16 protein-coding genes are annotated in these 17,461 nt (G+C 72.9%); 3 read left to right on the top strand and 13 right to left on the bottom strand.

The window, feature by feature from the left end; genetic code table 11:
- Positions 1-72 precede the first annotated feature (72 nt).
- The 7 genes from B086_RS40065 to B086_RS0115425 form a co-directional block, all read right to left on the bottom strand.
- A complete protein-coding gene (locus B086_RS40065; protein WP_051115842.1) occupies positions 73-1,932 on the bottom strand; it encodes an ABC transporter ATP-binding protein in 1,860 nt (619 codons plus the stop codon).
- A 254-nt stretch (positions 1,933-2,186) separates the two neighbouring features.
- A complete protein-coding gene (locus tag B086_RS0115455; RefSeq protein WP_018567324.1) occupies positions 2,187-2,579 on the bottom strand; it encodes a hypothetical protein in 393 nt (130 codons plus the stop codon).
- 103 nt (positions 2,580-2,682) lie between these two features.
- Positions 2,683-3,204, bottom strand: coding sequence for a hypothetical protein (locus B086_RS0115450; RefSeq protein WP_018567323.1), 522 nt, complete (start codon positions 3,202-3,204; stop codon positions 2,683-2,685).
- 563 nt (positions 3,205-3,767) lie between these two features.
- A complete protein-coding gene (locus B086_RS0115445; protein ID WP_018567322.1) occupies positions 3,768-4,490 on the bottom strand; it encodes a DUF4232 domain-containing protein in 723 nt (240 codons plus the stop codon).
- A 223-nt stretch (positions 4,491-4,713) separates the two neighbouring features.
- The gene (locus B086_RS0115440; protein ID WP_018567321.1) at positions 4,714-6,114 is read right to left on the bottom strand and encodes a DUF7507 domain-containing protein; all 1,401 of its coding nucleotides are present in this window, start codon (positions 6,112-6,114) and stop codon (positions 4,714-4,716) included.
- A gap of 487 nt (positions 6,115-6,601) precedes the next feature.
- Positions 6,602-7,297, bottom strand: a complete 696-nt coding sequence (locus tag B086_RS0115430; protein ID WP_018567319.1) for a metal-dependent transcriptional regulator — start codon at positions 7,295-7,297, stop codon at positions 6,602-6,604.
- Between the two features lie 8 nt (positions 7,298-7,305).
- Positions 7,306-7,845 (bottom strand): YbhB/YbcL family Raf kinase inhibitor-like protein, encoded by a 540-nt coding sequence (locus B086_RS0115425; protein WP_018567318.1) that lies wholly within the window; start codon positions 7,843-7,845, stop codon positions 7,306-7,308.
- Positions 7,846-8,021: 176 nt separating this feature from the next.
- Here B086_RS0115425 and B086_RS0115420 point away from each other — a divergent pair, with 176 nt between their 5' ends.
- Positions 8,022-8,768 (top strand): GntR family transcriptional regulator, encoded by a 747-nt coding sequence (locus B086_RS0115420; protein WP_051115841.1) that lies wholly within the window; start codon positions 8,022-8,024, stop codon positions 8,766-8,768.
- 159 nt (positions 8,769-8,927) lie between these two features.
- Positions 8,928-10,364: an FAD-dependent monooxygenase gene (locus tag B086_RS0115415; RefSeq protein ID WP_018567316.1), complete on the top strand. Its 1,437-nt coding sequence runs from the start codon at positions 8,928-8,930 to the stop codon at positions 10,362-10,364.
- A gap of 185 nt (positions 10,365-10,549) precedes the next feature.
- Here B086_RS0115415 and B086_RS0115410 read toward each other — a convergent pair whose 3' ends face one another.
- The 4 genes from B086_RS0115410 to B086_RS0115395 form a co-directional block, all read right to left on the bottom strand.
- Positions 10,550-11,002: an SRPBCC family protein gene (locus B086_RS0115410; protein WP_018567315.1), complete on the bottom strand. Its 453-nt coding sequence runs from the start codon at positions 11,000-11,002 to the stop codon at positions 10,550-10,552.
- Between the two features lie 117 nt (positions 11,003-11,119).
- Positions 11,120-11,395: a DUF4190 domain-containing protein gene (locus tag B086_RS0115405; protein WP_018567314.1), complete on the bottom strand. Its 276-nt coding sequence runs from the start codon at positions 11,393-11,395 to the stop codon at positions 11,120-11,122.
- Between the two features lie 236 nt (positions 11,396-11,631).
- Positions 11,632-13,047, bottom strand: coding sequence for a lamin tail domain-containing protein (locus B086_RS0115400; protein WP_026252457.1), 1,416 nt, complete (start codon positions 13,045-13,047; stop codon positions 11,632-11,634).
- 197 nt (positions 13,048-13,244) lie between these two features.
- Complete coding sequence (locus B086_RS0115395; protein WP_018567312.1) at positions 13,245-13,931, bottom strand: helix-turn-helix domain-containing protein; 687 nt, start codon at positions 13,929-13,931, stop codon at positions 13,245-13,247.
- Between the two features lie 158 nt (positions 13,932-14,089).
- On the opposite strand from B086_RS0115395, the gene B086_RS0115390 reads away from it, so the two are divergent.
- Positions 14,090-15,079: an alpha/beta fold hydrolase gene (locus B086_RS0115390; protein WP_018567311.1), complete on the top strand. Its 990-nt coding sequence runs from the start codon at positions 14,090-14,092 to the stop codon at positions 15,077-15,079.
- Positions 15,080-15,193: 114 nt separating this feature from the next.
- Here B086_RS0115390 and B086_RS0115385 read toward each other — a convergent pair whose 3' ends face one another.
- On the bottom strand, positions 15,194-16,039 hold the full coding sequence (locus tag B086_RS0115385; RefSeq protein ID WP_078509856.1) for a DUF1206 domain-containing protein: 846 nt from the start codon (positions 16,037-16,039) through the stop codon (positions 15,194-15,196).
- Between the two features lie 71 nt (positions 16,040-16,110).
- Positions 16,111-17,223 (bottom strand): ADP-ribosylglycohydrolase family protein, encoded by a 1,113-nt coding sequence (locus B086_RS0115380; protein WP_018567309.1) that lies wholly within the window; start codon positions 17,221-17,223, stop codon positions 16,111-16,113.
- Positions 17,224-17,461 lie beyond the last annotated feature (238 nt).

Raw genomic sequence — 17,461 nt, 5'->3', positions numbered from 1 at the left:
CCGATCTGATCCGGGAGACTGACTGTCCCGTGGGGTCCCGCCCCGCCGCGCCGCCGGACCCGGCCGGCCGTCTCACGGCTGCGGGGCGGCGGCCGGGGAGGAGCCGGCGGCCGGGGCGGCGGCCCTGGTCTCCGGGTCGTCCTCCTCCCCCAGGAAGCCGCCCGACTGGTGTTCCCAGAGCCGGGCGTAGGCTCCGCCGGAGGCGAGCAGTTGCTGGTGGCTGCCCTGTTCGACGACCCGGCCGCGGTCCAGGACGATCAGCCGGTCCATGCCCGCGACCGTACTCAGGCGGTGGGCGACGACCAGCGCGGTGCGTTCCTCCATCAGCCGCCACAGCGCGTCCTGGACCAGGATCTCGCTCTCCGAGTCCAGCGCGCTGGTCGCCTCGTCCAGCAGCAGCACCGGGGCGTCGCGCAGAACGGCCCGCGCGAGCGCCACCCGCTGGCGCTGCCCGCCGGAGAGCTTCACACCCCGCTCACCCACCAGGGTGTCGAACCCGTCGGGGAGCGTGTCGGCGAACTCCGTGACGTGGGCCGCCTCCGCCGCCGCGCGGATCTCCGCCTCGGTCGCGCCGGGCCGGGCGAAGGCGATGTTCTCCCGCAGGGTGCGGTGGAACATCGCCGGGTCCTGCGGGACGTAGGAGATCAGGCCCCGCAGATCGGTCTGGCGCAGCCGGCTGATGTCCTGACCGCCGATCAGGATCCGCCCGGCGCCGACGTCCGCCATCCGCAGCAACAGCCGTGTCAGCGTGGTCTTACCGCCGCCGGACCGGCCGACCAGACCGACCCGGGCGCCGTCGGGCACGTCCAGGTCCAGGCCCTCGAAGATCGGTTCCGCCCCGTGGTGGGCGAAGGTCACCCGCTCGAAGCGGACACCCGAACCCCGGGGCGCGAGCGGCTCGGACGGCTTCGCGTCGAGCACCGTCACCGGGACCATCAGCAGCTCGGTGAACTGGGCGGCCTCGGTCATCGAGCTCTCCAGCCGCCGGTAGATCTGGTTGAAGTCGAACATGATCCGGGTGGCGTTCGAGTAGTAGGTGAAGGCGACGACGACGGCCTCCACGCCCACGTGCGCCCCGCCGAACGCCACGGCGACCAGCAGGCCCACCATGTTGGTCAGCACCGACATGGGGGCGACCAGGGTGTCGACGCGCAGATTGCCGTAGTCCCAGGACCTGAGCGTGAGGCGCCGCCACGCCGCGACCCGGCTGCGGTGCTCCGCCGCCTCGCGCTCCTCCGCCGCGAACGCCCGCACCGCGTCCATGTTCGCCAGGCTGTCGGCGACATGGCCGGAGACCCGGGCGATCGCCGCCTCCCGCTCGTCGACGAGAGCCTGCCGACGGCGGATCAGCGGGGCGGCCCCGGCGGTGGTCAGCAGGATCATCAGCAGCAGGCCGACGACCAGCAGCGGCTCGTAGCGCCACAGCACCACGGCGCCGAACACCAGTGGCACCAGGCTGCCGACGACCCGGAAGGCCACCGTGTCGACGAAGTCCTCGAACCGGCTGCCGAAGCTGAGGACCCGCTTGGTCAGCGAGCCGGCGAAATTGTCGTGGAAGAACGCCGCGTCCTTGGCGAACAGGGCGTCCATACCCGTCACGTACAGGTGTTCCATGCCCAGGGCGTCCACCCGGTTCAGGAAGTGCAGCCCGACCCGCCACAGCGCCTCGGCGCCGAGCAGGACCGCGCCGAAGACGAGGACGTACGGCAGCGCCGCCCCCAGGGTGAGGCCGTCACCGTCGGCGACCCGTCCGACCAGTCTCGCCACCACCAGCGGCGCCAGGTACTGGAGTCCGATGTTTCCCAGCGCCGGCAGCAGCAGTCCCGGCACGGCCACCCGGCGCAGCCGCACCAGCTCCCGGACGTAACGGCGCAGCGCGAGCAGCATCGCGCCCCTGCCCGGCGCCGGTCCCCGCGTGTCGGACGTTGCCATCACTCCCCCAGAGTTCATGACCCGAAGGAATCACGCGGCTACGCTGCGCTACCTCAGGTGAGCGGAATCTGGGATTCTTCCCGAGGAGGAGCCGCCTCGTCCACGCATTTTGCCCGCGGCCCCACCGCGTCCTGCTCGTCGTCGCCCGCCGCGACGCGTCCTGGTCCGGGACGGCCCCATGGGGCTCCGCGTACACCCGCACCCCGCGGCCGGTCCCCCGACCCGGCCGCGGGGTGCGGAAGGGGGCCGCCGCGCTAGCCGAGGGAGATCGGGTCGGTGCCGAAGGTCCACAGGCTGCCGGAGCTCGCGAAGACCTGGATCGCGTCCTGGCCGCTGTCCTCCCCGTAGACGTAGTCGCAGGCGCCGGGGGCGAGCAGGGGGGTGGTGTGGTCCGAGGGGGTGATGTGGCGGTGGCCTTCCGCCGCGTCCTGGATCCAGAAGCGGAAGCTGTTCGCCGAACTCTGGTGGTTGCACAGGGAGGCGGAGACCCACGGCGTGGTGTCCTGCATGTTCGTGCCCGTGATGGTCACGCCGTGGAGGGTGTAGGAGTCACTGCCGACCGCGGCGGAGGCGGTGGTGGTGCCGACACCGATGACGGTGGCGGCGGCGAGGGCGGTCACGGCGAGGCCGGTGCGGAATTTTCGCATGTCGTCTGGTTCTCTGCCTTCTCTGGTGGTTTCTCTCGTGGTTTCTCTCGTGGCTCTCTCTTGCCGGATTGCCTGCTTGCCTGCTTGCCGGACGGAGGACGGCTCAGCCGTGGCAGCCCTGGCTGTAGTTGTAGGCACCGCCGTCGCCGTAGTTGTAGCCGTTGGTGTAGTCGTGCCAGCCGGATCCCCACTCGCCGTGACAGGCGTTGTAGGTCCAGGTCACCCCGGCCACGAACTGCTCGGTCGGTTGCCCGTAGATGCCGATGGGGGCGGACCAGTAGTCCGCGTACGAGGTGTTGTTCGGATACGGGGTCGTGACCACCACGGACTGGGAGTTGCTGTCGGACTTCCTGCCGTTGCCCACCCAGAGGGTGACGTTCCATCCGGAGTGGTTGGCGAGGAAGGAGCTGTCGACGTGGAAGTGCGCCTCGGTGCTGTGGCAGCCGGAGGAGTACATCAGCTCGACGTAGCCGACGTGGCCGTACAGCTCCACGTTGCTCCTGGTGACCGAGGAGTAGGAGCAGTCCGCGGGGGCGGCCGCCGCGGTCGCGGTGGGTACCGCGAGGGCTGCGGCGGTCAGGGCCGCACCGGCCGCGAGGGACTTGAGGACACGGGCTGGGTTCATGGGTGTTCCGATCCTTCGTGGGGGGGAGACAGACGTCGGCCGACAGCCGGGTGCGCACTCGCACTCGGCCGCCCGTACGGGACCTCAGTACCTTCTGGGACCTGGTCCTTGCAGGGCGGTGCAGGGGAGAGGGCCCGGCAGCAGGTCACGTGATCCCGGAGGCCACATCGCGCTGAAGTCCCGTTCCACGGTGACGTTATGGGCGCGGGGCCGCCGTCCGTCCTAGATTCGTCCTAGCGCCAGGTCAGCCGGGTGACCGCGCGGATCGTGACGTGCCGGTGGGCGCCGGTGGCGGGGAACATGAGGCCCGCGGGGGCGGTGGACGCCGAGGTGAGGGTGGGGGTGAGGAGACCGTGGTGGCCGTGTCGGGGGGCGTCATGCTCGTGTACGCCACCAGCCGCACGCCCGCCGTCACTTCCGGCAGCGCTTCGACGGTGGGCCTGCCCAGTTGGCCGGAGGCTCCGGCGGTCTCTGAAGGCACTCACGGAGTGGTCGGCGTGCGGGCGACTTCGCCGCCCGGCGACGGCTGGTCGGCGAGGCGAGACCGGTCGTTCGCAACCCGCTCACTCGGTCGTGTGCGTGGGGAAGACCTGGACGTCGGTGTAGGCACCCTTGATCTGCCCCGCGCCCGCGGGCCAGTCCAGGGTCACGGTGTGGGTCTCGTTCGGGGGCGTCACCAGGAGGTTGGTCGGGGACGTGAGGCTCTTGCCGGTCGTGTCGATGTCGTAGGCAAGGTCGAAGATCGCGGTGTCACCGGGCTTCAGCGTGGTGATGCGCGGCTCGGCGTGGCCGCGTTCGATGGGGTTCGAGGTGTGGTCGGCGTCCTTGATGTCGACGCCCGCGAAGCCCGACGCCGAGCAGGTGGTCGAACCCCGGTTGACCATGGTGATGTTGATCCTGCCGGAGCTGGCGTCGGGCGCGGCGTTCGTGGCGTCGATGGCCAGGTTCGCCGTCTTGCAGAACGTGATCTTGCCGCTGGTCTGCGCCGCGCCGCCGCCGGTTCCCGCGCCGGCCTTGGTGTTGTCACCGGAGTCCGGCTTCGTGTTGCCGGAGCCGGACTTCCCGTTGCCGGAGCCGGGCTTCGTGTCGCTCGGGGCCTGCGCGTTCCCGGAGCCCGAGCCGCCCTCCGTCTGCGCGCCGCTGTCCGAGGACGAGGAGGACACGTTCGCGGCCGAGGAGTCCTGGGCGGAGGTGTCCTTCCCGGAGCCGTCGCCGCCGCAGGCGGTGAGCGAGAGGGTGGCGGCGACGCTGAGGGCGGCGAGGGCGGCGATGCGGGTGTACTTCACGGTGTTCCCCCAGGAGGAGCGCGGTGCGTTGTGGTCTGGAGTATTTGTATCTCGCAGCGAGTTACGGGCGGTCCACCGCGACGTCCTCGTTCTGTCACAGGCGTACCGGCCGCGCCGCACGGCCCCGCGGGCTCCCCGCACCCACCTCCTCGACGGGCTCCGCACACACCCTGAGCGGGCCGGAGCACCGCGGCTCCGGCCCGCTCAGGGTGTGTGGCGGCGGCTACTTCCCGGTGGCGCAGGGGTCGCAGCAGGAGGGGGCGGGTTCGACGCAGACGCTGACGGTGTCGGTGTTGTTGCCGGTGTCCGGGTCCTTCTCGTTGCCGGTGGCGGTGGCGGTGTTGGTGACCAGGCCGGTCCCGGTGGCCTTGGCCCGCAGTACGAGGGTGGCGGTGGCGCCCACGGCGAGGTCGCCCACCGTCCACTCCCCGGTGTCCGGGTCGTGGTGTCCGGGTCCCTCGGCGGACAGGAGGACGAGCCCGTCGGGGAGCTGGTCGGTGACGGTGACGCCGGTGGCGTCGTTCGGTCCCGAGTTGCGGACGGAGACGCGGTAGGTGACCGTCTGGCCCACGGTGACGGTGGTCGCGTCGGCGGCCTTCGTCAGGACCAGGTCGGCGGCCGGTTCGACCTGGGTGATCGCCTCGTCGGAGGTGGCCGTCAAGGTCTCCGGGGTGGTGCCGAGCCGGTTCTCGTAGGTGGCGGTCGCGGTGTTGCTGACCTGTTTGCCCGCGCTGGCCAGGTCGATGGTGACGCGGTACTCGACCGTGGTGCCCGCCGGCAGTGTCTCGGTGCTGGGCAGACTTCCTCCCTCCGCGGCGGACGCCCCGTTGCCGAGACGGAACAGGACCCGCTCGCCCTGGGCGTCGTAGGCGGCCTGGTCGTCGCCCTCGGCGTCGGTCTTCGCCCCGGCGTTGGGGCCGTCGACGATCCGCAGCGAACCCGGCAGATACGTCGTACCGGCCGGGACGGCGTCCGTCAGGACCAGGTTCTCGGCCGCTCCCCCGCCCACGTTCCTGGCGGTGATGCGGTACGTGATGACGTCGCCCACCTCCAGCGGTCCCGCGGGGATCGCCGTCTTGTCGAGGAGCACATCGGGGGCGGTACCGAAGAAGATGCCGTCCAGGAAGTTGCCGATGCTCTGGTTGCCACCCGCCGCAGAGACCGAGCGGAAGGCGAAACGTGTGAGTGTCTGGCCCGCCGGGACGATGTAGGTGCCGGTGTAGTAGCCCCAGGCCGTGTTGCCGTCGGTGAAGCGCCGCTGCTCCACCGCGGCGCCGGGGGCGCCGATGTCCAGGGCCATGGTGTCGTCGCCAAGGCGGCCGCGGTGGTACAGCCGCCAGTACAGTTTCGTGCCCGGGGTGGTCGGCAGGTCCTGGTAGAGCGTGGACACCTGGTTGGCGTTCAGCTCGGCGAACTGGGCGCCGTCGGCCGCCGGCACGCCCTGGAACCCCGAGTGCCACAGCTCGATCCTGTGGTCGGTGGCGGTGGTGAGCCAGCCCGGGACCCGCTTGGCGGCCTGCGTCTGCGACGCGTCCGGCAGGATCTCCACACCGGACACGGCGGGCTGTTCGAAGCTGCCGTTGGCCAGCGCGACCCGGAGCGGAACTGCGGGAGGAGTGGTCATGGGTCTTCCCCTCGGTACGACGCTGCTGGAGGGCTCCACCGGCCGGCCGCACCTCTGCGTGCCGCGGTGGTGCCCGGACACCGGGTAGCGCAGCGCATGCACGTGACCGGGGAAAGTGCCGCCGGGACGGGATCGGCCATCCCCGCGGCGACAGGTTTGCCGGGCCTGCCCCGGGGCGGTTCCCCGTGCGCCGCCCGGCCGCGACTGCGCCCGGCGCACCACTGGCGCCCCGTTGCCCGCCCGCCCCCTGGGGACCGCCCCGATATGGCCGAACACGCCTGCTTCGTCGGCCGCGTTCGGTGCCGCCGAGGGTGAATCCGCCGCGGTGAAGTTGACGGCCCCGCGGCCGCCGCACGGGCTCGTAAGGCGACGGCGGAGGCGGCTCGTACGGCGACGGCGACGGCGGAGGAGGCGGAGGCGGAGGCAGCAGCAGCCAGCCCGGTGGCCGGTCCGGTCGTCCGACGCCCGTCCGGCGGCGGCCCGGGTCTCAGCGCGCGGTCGCGAAGATGTGCGCGGCGGTCCGCGAGGGGAGTTCGGTGCTCTCCGGACCGCTGCCGACCGCCACGCCCGCGGGCGAGGAGGAGACATGGACGACCGCGCCGGGCCGCACTCCGGCGTGCCACAGGGTGCGCAGCAGCACGGGGTCGGTCTGGACCGGCTCGCCGATGCGCCGTACGACCGCGCTCGCGCCACCGGGGCGGGAGGCCAGCGCGCCGAGGCTGACCTCCCGTCCGCCGGGGAGCGCAGCGGCGGCGGTGCCGGGCGCGCCGAGTTCCTCCAGGCCCGGGATGGGGTTGCCGTAGGGAGATCGCGTCGGGTGGCGCAGCAGCCGCACGAGGTGGCGTTCGACGGCCTCGCTCATCACATGCTCCCAGCGGCACGCCTCGGCGTGGACCTGCTCCCACTCCAGCCCGATCACCTCGACGAGCAGGCATTCGGCGAGCCGGTGCTTGCGCATCACCCGGGTGGCGATGCGCCGGCCCTCCGCCGTCAGTTCCAGGTGCCGGTCGCCGGCGAGGCGCAGCAGGCCGTCGCGCTGCATGCGGGCGGCGGTCTGGCTGACGGTGGGGCTGCTCTGGTCCAGGTGCTCGGCGATACGGGCGCGCAGGGGCACGACGCCCTCTTCCTCCAGCTCCAGGACGGTGCGGAGATACATCTCCGTGGTGTCGATGAGGTGCGACATCGGGTCCGTCAGGCGGGTGTCTCGGCGGTGGCGGTCAGCACGGCGCGGCCGAGTATGTGGCCGGCCATGGTGAAGCCGAGGACGGCCGGGGTGGCGTCGGCCTCGACGCCGACGGACTCGGTGTCGAGGGCGTGCACCACCACGAAGTAGCGGTGCGGGCCGTGTCCGGCGGGCGGGGCGGCGCCGATGAAGCGGGCGGCGCGGGCGTCGTTGGGCAGTTGGAAGGCGCCCGCGGGCAGACCGGAGCCGGTGTCGTCACCGGCGCCCTCGGGCAGCTCGGTGATGGCGGCGGGGATGTCGGCGACCGCCCAGTGCCAGAACCCGGAGCCGGTGGGGGCGTCGGGGTCGTAGACCGTCACGGCGTAGCTCCTGGTGCCCTCGGGGGCTCCGTGCCAGGACAGCTGCGGGGAGAGGTCCTTCCCGCCGGGGACGCCGAAGGCGCCGGAGTACTGCTCGGGCGGCCAGGGTGCGCCGTCGGTGACGGTGGTGCTGGTGACGGTGAAGGCGGCTGCCTCGGGGAGGCGTGCGAAGGGGTCGTTGGCGTTCAACGCGTGGTTCCTCTCGGAAATACGGGGGATGTCGGGGCATGCCCGGGTGTCCGGGACATGCGGGGATCGTGGCGGCCCGGACGGCCCGGACCATCCGGATGGTCCGGAGTTCCCCGCCTGCCGATCGACAGTAACACGGAAAATCGATTATCTGCTGGATCGTCTATGCTGAAGGCATGAATCAAGCAGCAGACACCTCCGCCCCGCCGGGGAAGCGGATGCTCTCCGAGCAGGTCTACGCGCACCTGCGGGACGCGATCCTGCGCGGCGACCACACTCCGGGCGACGCCCTCAAACCGCAGGACATCGCCAGGGAACAGGGCGTGAGTCTGGCCGTCGTGCGCGAGGCGCTGGTACGGGTGGTCGGTGAGGGCCTGGCCGACCGGCTGCCCAACCGCGGCTTCGCCGTCCCGGCCTTCTCCGACCGCCGCTGGCAGGAGATCGCGGAGGCCCGCCGGACCGTCGAGCCGGTCATGCTGCGCATGTCCGTCGAGCGCGGCGACGTCGACTGGGAGGCGCGCGTACGGGCCGCCCACCACCGCCTCGCCCGCACCCCGGCGTTCGCGGCGGAGGAGGGCGAGTACTACACCGCCGCCTGGGCCGAGGCCCACCGGGTCTTCCACCGCACTCTGCTGGAGGGGTGCGGCAACCCCGTCCTCATGGAGACCTTCGACCGGCTGTGGACCGCGAGCGAACTCGCCCGCCGCTGGTCCGCCCGGCGCGATCCGCACCGGGACGGCGCCGACGAGCACCGGCGGCTGGAGGAGGCGGCGCTCGCCCGCGACGCCGACACCGCCGCCGCGGTGCTGGTCCGGCATCTCACCCTGACCGCGGCCGCGTTGACCGGGGAGACCGGCCCCGCCCCGGAGGACGAGGGACGCCGGGCGGCAGGCGGATCCGGCGGCGGGCGGGGGCGGCGATAGGCGGGACGGGTGGCAGGCCGCCGCCTGTCGTAGTCGGATTCCACCGGGGCGACGGCCGAACACGTCGGAAAACGACGCAACGGCTCCTGTTCCCGGCACAGGTCGTGCGATCGGCGGAGCGTTGCTCCTGACCTGATCGGCACGGCAACGGGAGAATCCATGGACACCGATGTGCTCGTCGTCGGCGCAGGACCGACCGGATTGACACTGGCCAACGAGCTGCTGCTGGCGGGGGTTTCGACCGTGCTCGCCGACAGGCTGCCGCAGCGCAGCGATCTGTCCAGGGCGGGCGGCGTGCAGCCGCGCACGCTGGAGGCGCTCGACCAGCGCGGGCTGCTGGAGCCGCTGCTCGCCACCGGAGAACACCCCGTCGGCAACGGTCACTTCGCCGGTATCCCCCTCCCGCTCGGATCCGACGAGCACCCGCTGCCGTGGCGGTCCGTGCCGCAGGTGGTGATCGAGGGCTTCTTCGAGGAGCACCTCGCCGCGCGCGGCCTGCGCGCCCGGCGGAACCACGAGCTGGCCGGGCTCGCCCAGGACGGCGACGGAGTCACCGCGGCCTTCGCCGACGGCACCGTGCTGCGCTGCCGCTACCTCGTCGCCGCCGACGGGGCCCACAGCACCGTACGGTCCCTGCTGGGGGCCGCGTTCCCCGGCCAGGCCGGTACGTCGACGGTCGTGGCCGCCGATGCGCGGCTGGGCGGCGCCGACGCGGTCCTGTCGCACACCTGGAACGAGGACGGGCACTGGGCGGCGCTGTTCCCGCTCGGCACCGATCCGCAGGGCAGGCCGCTGCGCCGCCTGGTCCTCGGCGGGCCGGACCACTCACTGCCGAGGGAGGTCCCGGTCACCGAGGAGGAGGTGCGGCGCGGCCTGGACACCGTGTTCGGGACACGGGTGCGTCTGCTCGGACTGCGCTACGCCCGCCGTATCACCAACGCGTCGCGGCAGGTCGCGGAGTACCGGCACGGGCGGGTGTTCCTGGCGGGCGACGCCGCCCATGTCCATCTGCCGCTCGGCGCGCAGGGTATGAACACCGGGATGCAGGACGCTTTCAACCTGGGCTGGAAGCTCGGCGCCGCCGTGCAGGGCTGGGCACCGAAGGATCTGCTCGACACGTATCACGCGGAACGGCATGCGGCCGGGGCCGCCGTCCTGCGCAACGTCCGGGCGCAGAGCCTGCTGATGGACTGGGCCGGCACCCGCGACCCCGAGGTGCTGGCCGCCCGGGAGATCTTCACGGACCTGACCGGGCTCCCGGAGGTCCGGCACCGGCTCGCCGGTCTGATGTCCGGCATGGCCGTCCGCTACCCGATGCCGGGCACCGAGGACCACCCGCTCGTCGGCCGTCCCGCTCCGGACCTGGACCTCGGCCCGGCCCGGGTGCACGAACTGCTGCGGTCCGGGCACGGCGTCCTGCTGGACCCGGCCGGCGCGTTCGCCCGGACCGCCGCGCCCTGGTCGGACCGGGTGGACCGGGTGGGTCAGGGCGTCGCCGCCGAGCCGATGCTCGTCCGGCCGGACGGCTACGTCTGCTGGGCCGGAGCGGGCGATCCGGTACCGGCGCTCGGCCACTGGTTCGGCGAGCCCCGCTGAGCCGGGCGGGCGGCGGGGCTTCGGGGGCTTCGGGGGCTTCGGGGAGGCGACGCCCCGCCGCCTCCGTGGCGGGCGGTGAGGACGGACCAGAACGCGTCGTCGGGCCCATCGTGCCCGGACCGGAGCCGGACCGGGCACGATGGCGAGTGGTGCGTGGCGGGTGGTGCGTGGCGTGGTCCGCGTACCTACACACCGCCGCGCCAGGCGCCCGTCGCGGTGCCGCCACGGTCCTCGATGAACCCCTTGAACCGCTTCAGGTCGCCCGTGGCCTGCCGCTTGACGAACCCGAGCTTGTCGCCGATCGTCTCGGCCAGGCCCTCGGGGTCGTAGTCGAGTTGCAGCATGACCTTGGTGGTGCCGTCGTCGAGACGGTGGAAGGTGACGACGCCGGCCTGCTTCGCGTCGCCGCCTATGGACGTCCAGGCGATGCGTTCGTCGGGGATCTGCTCGGTGATCTCGGCGTCGAACTCACGCTCCCTCCCACCGATCTTCGTCTTCCAGTGGGTGAGGGTGTCCGTGCGCTGCTCGATGCGCTCGACACCGTCCATGAACTGCGGGAAGTCCTCGAACTGCGTCCACTGGTCGTAGACGTCGCGGACAGGGACGTTGACCTCGATGGACTCTTCGACGTGTGACACGTGTCTTCCTCTCCTCTCATCGGCCGAGGGGAACGAGCCTCTGCTCCTCCACAGAGTTCCTTGCCCGCCGGTCCTCATGCCTGGCGTTTTCCCGCTTCGGCGCCCGAGGGGAGTGGATCAGCCGATGTTCCAGGTCAGGCTGCCACCGTTGTGGGCCGCGACGGCGAACATCACGATCATGAGCACGATGTCGGCCACGCCGAGGCCGATGTCCCACTTGGCCATCGTGGAGCCGGTCTGCTTCAGCGCGACGGCACCGAAGACGATCGCCAGCGGGCCGAGGATGATCGGGAGGAAGAACAGGCCGACTATGCCGCAGACCAGCCCCGCGATCGCCAGCCCGCTCGTCCGGCTCGGCTTCCGCGCGCTCGTTCGATGGCTGTAGGACGACATCGTTATCTCCCAGTCTGTGGCGGTTGGTTTCCTTTACTCCTTCGGTACCTTTCTGGTTGCCCGTACCGGCCGGGTCATGCCTGTGCGCGGCGAGGTCAACTTCGCCGCGTGTCCGAGAAGTTGGCCTGGGGCGGCGATGAGCTGGAGCTTCGCCCCGTTCCGGGGCCGTTCCGGGAGACGGAGGGGACGCAGGCGCGGAGAGGGCGGAGAGGGCGGCGGGGGCAGCAGGTACGCCTTCAGCAGGTGATGGTGCCCCTGCGCAGGGCGTGGCCGTCGTCGTCGGAGTCGTCGGCCCAGTAGACCGGCTTGGTGCCGGACACGCACTCGTCGGCGCCGGCCGGCGCGAACCCTTCGTTGTTGTAGTCGGGCATGCCGCTGGGGCGGTTGTAGACGGCGGTGGTGGCGAAGGCGCCGGAGGCGTTGACGCTCATGGTGCGGTGCTGGCCGTGGCAGGTGTCGTCGCAGACGACCCACAGGCGCTTGGCCTGCGGCTCCCACTGGAGTTCCATGACGCCGCTCATGCCGCTGCTGACGGAGGCGACGCGTCGGTAGGCGCCGGAGTCCTGGAGGACGTAGCCGTGAACCATGCCGGTGCCCTCGACGCCGACGAAGAACACACCGCCGCTGTGCGCGCCGTAGCGGGAGGGGTCGTACGCCGTACCGGTCGAGGCGTCCTTGAACCCGGCGCCGGTGAGGTAGGCGTCCGGCACCCACGTGACGCCTTCGAAGCCCGCGTTGGAGCCGACGGCGGGGAGGTCGGAGGTGAGGTTCCACTCCCTGGCGGCGGTCAGCTCGGAGCCCGTGCCGCTCACGTCGTACTTGAGCACGGACAGCCTGCTGGTCCCGGAGGCGTCGCCGTCGCGCTCGGTGGCGACGAACACTCCCCCGGCGGAGCCGGAGCCGGTGAGGGTGACGCCCTCGCTGTCGGGGCGGCCCGAACCGCCGGGGAAGCGCAGGGACTTGCCGGACGACCAGCCGGCGGACGTGTCGGGCTTCCAGCCGCCGGAGCCGTCCCGGACCAGGCGCCACAGCCTTCCGCTGTTCTGGGCGCCCCAGAGCACGCCACCCTCCTGGTAGAGGCCGCTGAGGTCCTCGCCGAAGACGTTCGCGGCGTCCGCGGTCTTCACCGTGCTGCCGCCCGGCCAGGCCACGGGGGTGGTGCCACCGCCGTCGCCTCCGCAGTCGTTGGGCGCGCCCAGGGTGAGGGCGGCCGCCTTGAAGGGGCCGGTGCCGTCGGGGCAGCGCGACCAGGAGGGGGCGGAGTGCTTGCTCCAGGAGAAGCTGTCGACCAGGGTCTTGCCGTCCGCCAGGTACAGCCGGGCCTTGTCGTTGGAGCCGAGGCCGAACTTCGCGTGGACGTCGAAGGCGCGGAAGGCCCCTGCCGCCAGCTTGGTCCCGGAGGGGATCGCGTACCGGGAGTCGTTGTCGTCGTCCTTGAGGATCCAGCCCGAGACGTCGACCGCCGCGGTGCCCCGGTTGTACAGCTCGATCGAGTCGTCGACGTCGCCGGTGGTCACCACCTCGTTGATGCGGATGTCGTCGGCCGGGGCCGCGTGCGCCGGGGCGGTCAGGGTGCCGCCGGCCAGCAGCGGGCCCGCCACGAGGAGGAGGGCGAGAACTCGGCGCCGTCGGCGGGCGATCGATGCAGTCACGGAGTCCGTCCTGAGTGCGTCGGGGGCAGGGCGCCACGAGGTTTCCGGCGGCGGCCGAACGGGACTGCTCTACCCAGGTGGCCGGTGGGTAAACGATCGCCGAAGTGTTGCGCCGGGGAGGCGGATTCGGCGACGGCGTCACACAACTGGCCGTGTACCGGGGGCGGTTGATCCCGGACTGTGCCGCCTCGCCGTTCCTACCGGGTACGGCCGGGGACCGGTGGTGTGCGGAGCCGCAGGCGTTCTCCCTGGGGGCCGAACATGATCAGGTACTCGACCGGTCCGCCGGTCCCGGCGTTCGTGACTCCGTGGGCGGTGCGGGTGTCGAACTCGGCGACGTCCCCCGCGCCCAGCACGAGATCCTGGTCGCCGAGGGCCAGCCACAGACGCCCGTAGAGGACGCACAGCCATTCGTACCCGTCGTGGGAGACCTGCCGGGGCCGGGTGGGCGGTGTGCCGGGCGCGGGCAGGACGTGTTTGTGGGCGTGCAGGCCGCCCACGTAGCGGGTCAGCGGCAGTACGGCCTTGTCGTCGCCGGGGCGCGGCGGCGGCGCCGGGGTGCGTGGGTCGGTCGCCAGGGCGCGTGGACCGGTCGCCGGGGCGCGTGGACCGGTCGTCGCGGCGCGTGGACCGGTCGTCGCGGCAGGGGCGGTCTCGGGTGCGGTGCCGGTCAGTTCGTCCAGGGAGGCGTCGTACGCCTTCGCCAGTCGCAGCAGCACCTCCAGGGTCGGCTTGCGCCGGCCGGTCTCGATCCGCGACAGCGTGCTCGGCGCGATACCGGTCGCCCGGCCGACGCCGGTGAGTGTGGCGCCGCACCGCTCGCGGGCGGTCCGCAGCCGGGGACCCAGGGCCGCCAGTGTGCCGGCTGTGCCGTCGTCCGTCATGTCGTCCCGCCCGCCTTCCGTTCGTACCGTCTCCACCGTCATCTCACCACCGCTCTGTCCTGCCAGTTTGCCAGACTGGCAACGGTCGCTCGCGCCGGACGGCCGCGGCGCCGCATGATCGTCGGGTGACCGCGCACACCGTGAACCGAGGAGAAGCGATGCACCAGCCGACACCGTCCGCCGGGCCGCGCCACCGCACCGTCGAGGGGCCCGCCGGCCGTCTGCACCTGGTCGAGCAGGGCAGCGGACCGCTGGTCCTGCTCCTCCACGGCTTCCCCGAGAGCTGGTACTCCTGGCGCCACCAGCTTCCGGCCCTCGCGGCGGCGGGATATCGCGCGGTCGCCCCGGATGTGCGCGGTTACGGCCGCTCCTCCAAGCCGGTCGCGACGGACGCGTACCGGATGCTCGATCTGGTCGAGGACAACGTCGCCCTGGTGCGTGCGCTGGGCGAGGAGCAGGCGGTGGTCGTCGGGCACGACTGGGGTTCCGGGATCGCGGCGGCCTCCGCCCTGGTCCACCCCGGGGTGTTCCGCGCGGTCGGGCTGCTGAGCGTCCCCTACACGCCGCCCGGCGGGCCGCGCCCCTCCGACGTCTTCACGCGGATGGGCGGCGACGAGGAGTTCTATGTGTCGTACTTCCAGGAGCCCGGCCGGGCCGAGGCGGAGATCGAGCCCGACGTCCGGGGCTGGCTCGCGGGCTTCTACGCCGCGCTGTCCGCCGACACCATGCCCGCGCCGGGCGAGCCCGACCCGCACTTCGTGACGCGCGACGGCGGCCGGCTGCGCGACCGCTTCCCCGGCGGGAAGCTGCCCGCCTGGCTGTCCGAGGACGAACTCGACGTGTACGCGGGTGAGTTCGAGCGTACGGGACTGACCGGGGCGCTCAACCGCTACCGCAACATGGACCGCGACTGGGAGGACCTGGCCCCCTACGAAGGTGCCCCGATCCAGCAGCCCTCGCTGTTCGTCGGCGGCAACCTGGACGCCTCCACGACCTGGATGGCCGACGCCATCGACGCCTATCCGGTCACCCTCCCGAACCTGGCCGCCGCCCACCTCCTCGACGGCTGCGGGCACTGGATCCAGCAGGAACGTCCCGAGGAGGTCAACCGCCTGCTGACCACCTGGCTCGCCTCCCTTCCGGGCTGAACCCTCGGCGCCCGGTGACCGGGGCCCCGGTGTCCGGTGACCCGGTGACCGGGATCGCCGGGTGCCGGGGGGCGTCCCACGACCGGGGGCCCCGCCGGAGACCCCGCGGGCGGGTCACAGGCGCCGCCAGCGGGCGTGGCACCACGAGAAGGCGCCGAACCCGGCCAGCCCGAGGGCGATCAGGGCGAGCACCCACGGTCCGGCGGGGAGGTCCCTGAAGGAGCGCAGGGTGTCGTCCATCCCCTTGGCCTTTCCGGGCTGTTGCCGGACGGCCGCCACGAGGGCGAACACCCCGGCGGAGGCGAAGACGACGCCGCGGGCGGTCCCGCCCGCGACACCGAGGAGATCGGTGCACCGGCGGGCGCGGCGGGACATGTCCTCGGTGCGCAGACGCCGCCGGAACGTCTTCCGCGCGGCCCGGACCGACATCCACAGACCGGCGATCACCACGGCGACCCCCGCGGCACCGACGATCCACCGGCCGGCCGGCCAGGACAGCGCCGTGGCGGTCACGTCGTCCGTCTGCCGGTCGGAGGACCCACTGCCGCTCCCCCGGTCACCGGCCGCGTAGGAGAGCACGGAGAAGGAGACGAAGACGTAGAAGGCGCAGCGGGCCGCCGCCATGGCCCGCCGGGACGGCTTCGCGCCGTCCGGGCCCGGACCGCCGACCGCCGCCTCCGACAGGCGCCACAGCGCCATCCCGGCGAGTGCGGTGCCGACGATCCACAGCGTGACCGATCCGAAGGGGCTGTCGGCCAGTTCGCCGAGGGCGCCCCCGCGATCGGCCTGCCGCCCGCCGCCGCCGCGGTCGAAGGCGATCTCCAGCGCGATCACACCCACGAGTACGTAGATCAGCCCGCGGGCCGCGAACCCCGCCCGTGCCGCGCCAGCCACCGCTCTGCTGCGGGCGGCGCGACGGGCCTTCCCCTGTCCGTACGACATCACTGACCCTGCGTCCATGGATCCCCGATGCCCGCGGATCCGTCTTCGACACCGGATCCGGGCCGGGTGCGCGCCCGCGGGCCGGGGCGTCACCAGCCGGGGTAGCGGTCCCACCAGTGCGGGTCCCAGCCCGGGACGTACTCGCTGCCGCTGGGCGAGTCGTCGAGTTCCGTGACCAGGTCGCGGGCCAGGGTGTCGAGGACCCAGGCCAGTTCGTGGCGGGCGACCAGGCCGGCGGGGAGCGCCTCGGCCCCGTGGGCGGCGCCGAGCAGCGCGCCGGTGAGACAGGCGACGGAGGCGCCGTCCGGGGCGCCCGCGGCGAACTCCAGGGCGGCGCGGACCGCCGTACGCCCGGGGAAGGAGGCCGCGGCGTAGAGGCCGCCGAGCAGGGCCGAGGGCGCGGTGGCGTCCGGGGCGAGGCGGGCCAGCCGGGTCCGGTCGGCGGGGTGCTCCTGCGCGTACCGCAGTACCGTGACGAGCCGGTCGTGCTCGTCGGCGGTGACCGGCCGGCCCGCGGACGGCAGGGCCGCGACACCCGCGTGCAGCGCGGGCCCGGCCGGGGCGCCGGACCCGGAGGGCGGGCCGGGCGCCGCCGCCGGGCGGGTCAGGCAGTGGTGGGCGAGGACCGCCGCGTGGACGGTGGCGGACTGGGCGGCGGCGTCGCCGTGCGTGAGGGCGGCGACCGCGGCGGACTGGGCGATGCCGCCGAGTCCGGTGACCGCGATCGGCAGGCCCCGGGTCAGTGCGTGGGAGCCCCTGCTCCCGGTCGCCATCCGCTCGTAGCCGTCCTCGATCCGGGACAGGGCCGCCACCGTGGCCGGTGCGCTGCCGCGCCGCTCGGCCAGCGCGGGTACGGCGGCGAGCCAGCCGTCCGGCCACGGCGTGCTGCCGTGACTCGCCCAGCGGCGGCGCATCGTCGCCGTCTCGACGCCTTGCAGGAAGGCCCACCGGCAGTAGGCGTGCAGGACCACGCCCGGTGCGTGGCAGATGCCCTTGTGGTTGCCGCGGACCTGTGCGCGGATGATGCCCTCCGCGGTGAAGCAGGCCAGTTGGGTGCTGACCCCGGCCCGCAGCGGGCCCGCGGCGGGCAGTTCGCCCCGTGCCGCGCCCAGGGTGTCCCCGAGCGCCAGGCCGAGCATCATCCCGCGCACCCGGGACTGCTGTCCGAGCAACTGCCGCTGGGGGTCCTTCTGGTGGGACACGCCGGGGCCTTTCCTCGGGTACGGACGGGGTCTTCATGATGACGCGCCCGGGGACGACGGGCTCTGCTCGGGGGCGGCCGACGTGCAGCTAGGTGCACAACAGCTTGTTGCACACCGCACGGGTGGCGGGCCGCCTCGCGTGTCGGGCACGGTGATGCGGGTGCTCGCCGGACGCCCTGGACGGGACAGGAGCCGCCCGGCGTGCCGCACGACGGGTTCCTCGGACAGTTCCTGATGC

This window comes from Streptomyces sp. PsTaAH-124 (assembly GCF_000373685.1).
Lineage (GTDB): Bacteria > Actinomycetota > Actinomycetes > Streptomycetales > Streptomycetaceae > Streptomyces > Streptomyces andamanensis.
Note: the sequence above shows the minus strand (reverse complement) of the source record. Positions and strands in the feature narration are given on the sequence as shown.

Bases quoted from the DNA above. Each gene is read 5' to 3' on its own strand.
- B086_RS0115390 (WP_018567311.1), top strand. From the start codon at position 14,090: ATGCACCAGCCGACACCGTCCGCCGGGCCGCGCCACCGCACCGTCGAG.
- B086_RS0115450 (WP_018567323.1), bottom strand. From the start codon at position 3,204: ATGAACCCAGCCCGTGTCCTCAAGTCCCTCGCGGCCGGTGCGGCCCTG.
- B086_RS40065 (WP_051115842.1), bottom strand. From the start codon at position 1,932: ATGGCAACGTCCGACACGCGGGGACCGGCGCCGGGCAGGGGCGCGATG.
- B086_RS0115415 (WP_018567316.1), top strand. From the start codon at position 8,928: ATGGACACCGATGTGCTCGTCGTCGGCGCAGGACCGACCGGATTGACA.
- B086_RS0115385 (WP_078509856.1), bottom strand. From the start codon at position 16,039: ATGGACGCAGGGTCAGTGATGTCGTACGGACAGGGGAAGGCCCGTCGC.
- B086_RS0115420 (WP_051115841.1), top strand. From the start codon at position 8,022: ATGAATCAAGCAGCAGACACCTCCGCCCCGCCGGGGAAGCGGATGCTC.
- B086_RS0115440 (WP_018567321.1), bottom strand. From the start codon at position 6,114: ATGACCACTCCTCCCGCAGTTCCGCTCCGGGTCGCGCTGGCCAACGGC.
- B086_RS0115430 (WP_018567319.1), bottom strand. From the start codon at position 7,297: ATGTCGCACCTCATCGACACCACGGAGATGTATCTCCGCACCGTCCTG.
- B086_RS0115395 (WP_018567312.1), bottom strand. From the start codon at position 13,931: ATGACGGACGACGGCACAGCCGGCACACTGGCGGCCCTGGGTCCCCGG.
- B086_RS0115455 (WP_018567324.1), bottom strand. From the start codon at position 2,579: ATGCGAAAATTCCGCACCGGCCTCGCCGTGACCGCCCTCGCCGCCGCC.
- B086_RS0115405 (WP_018567314.1), bottom strand. From the start codon at position 11,395: ATGTCGTCCTACAGCCATCGAACGAGCGCGCGGAAGCCGAGCCGGACG.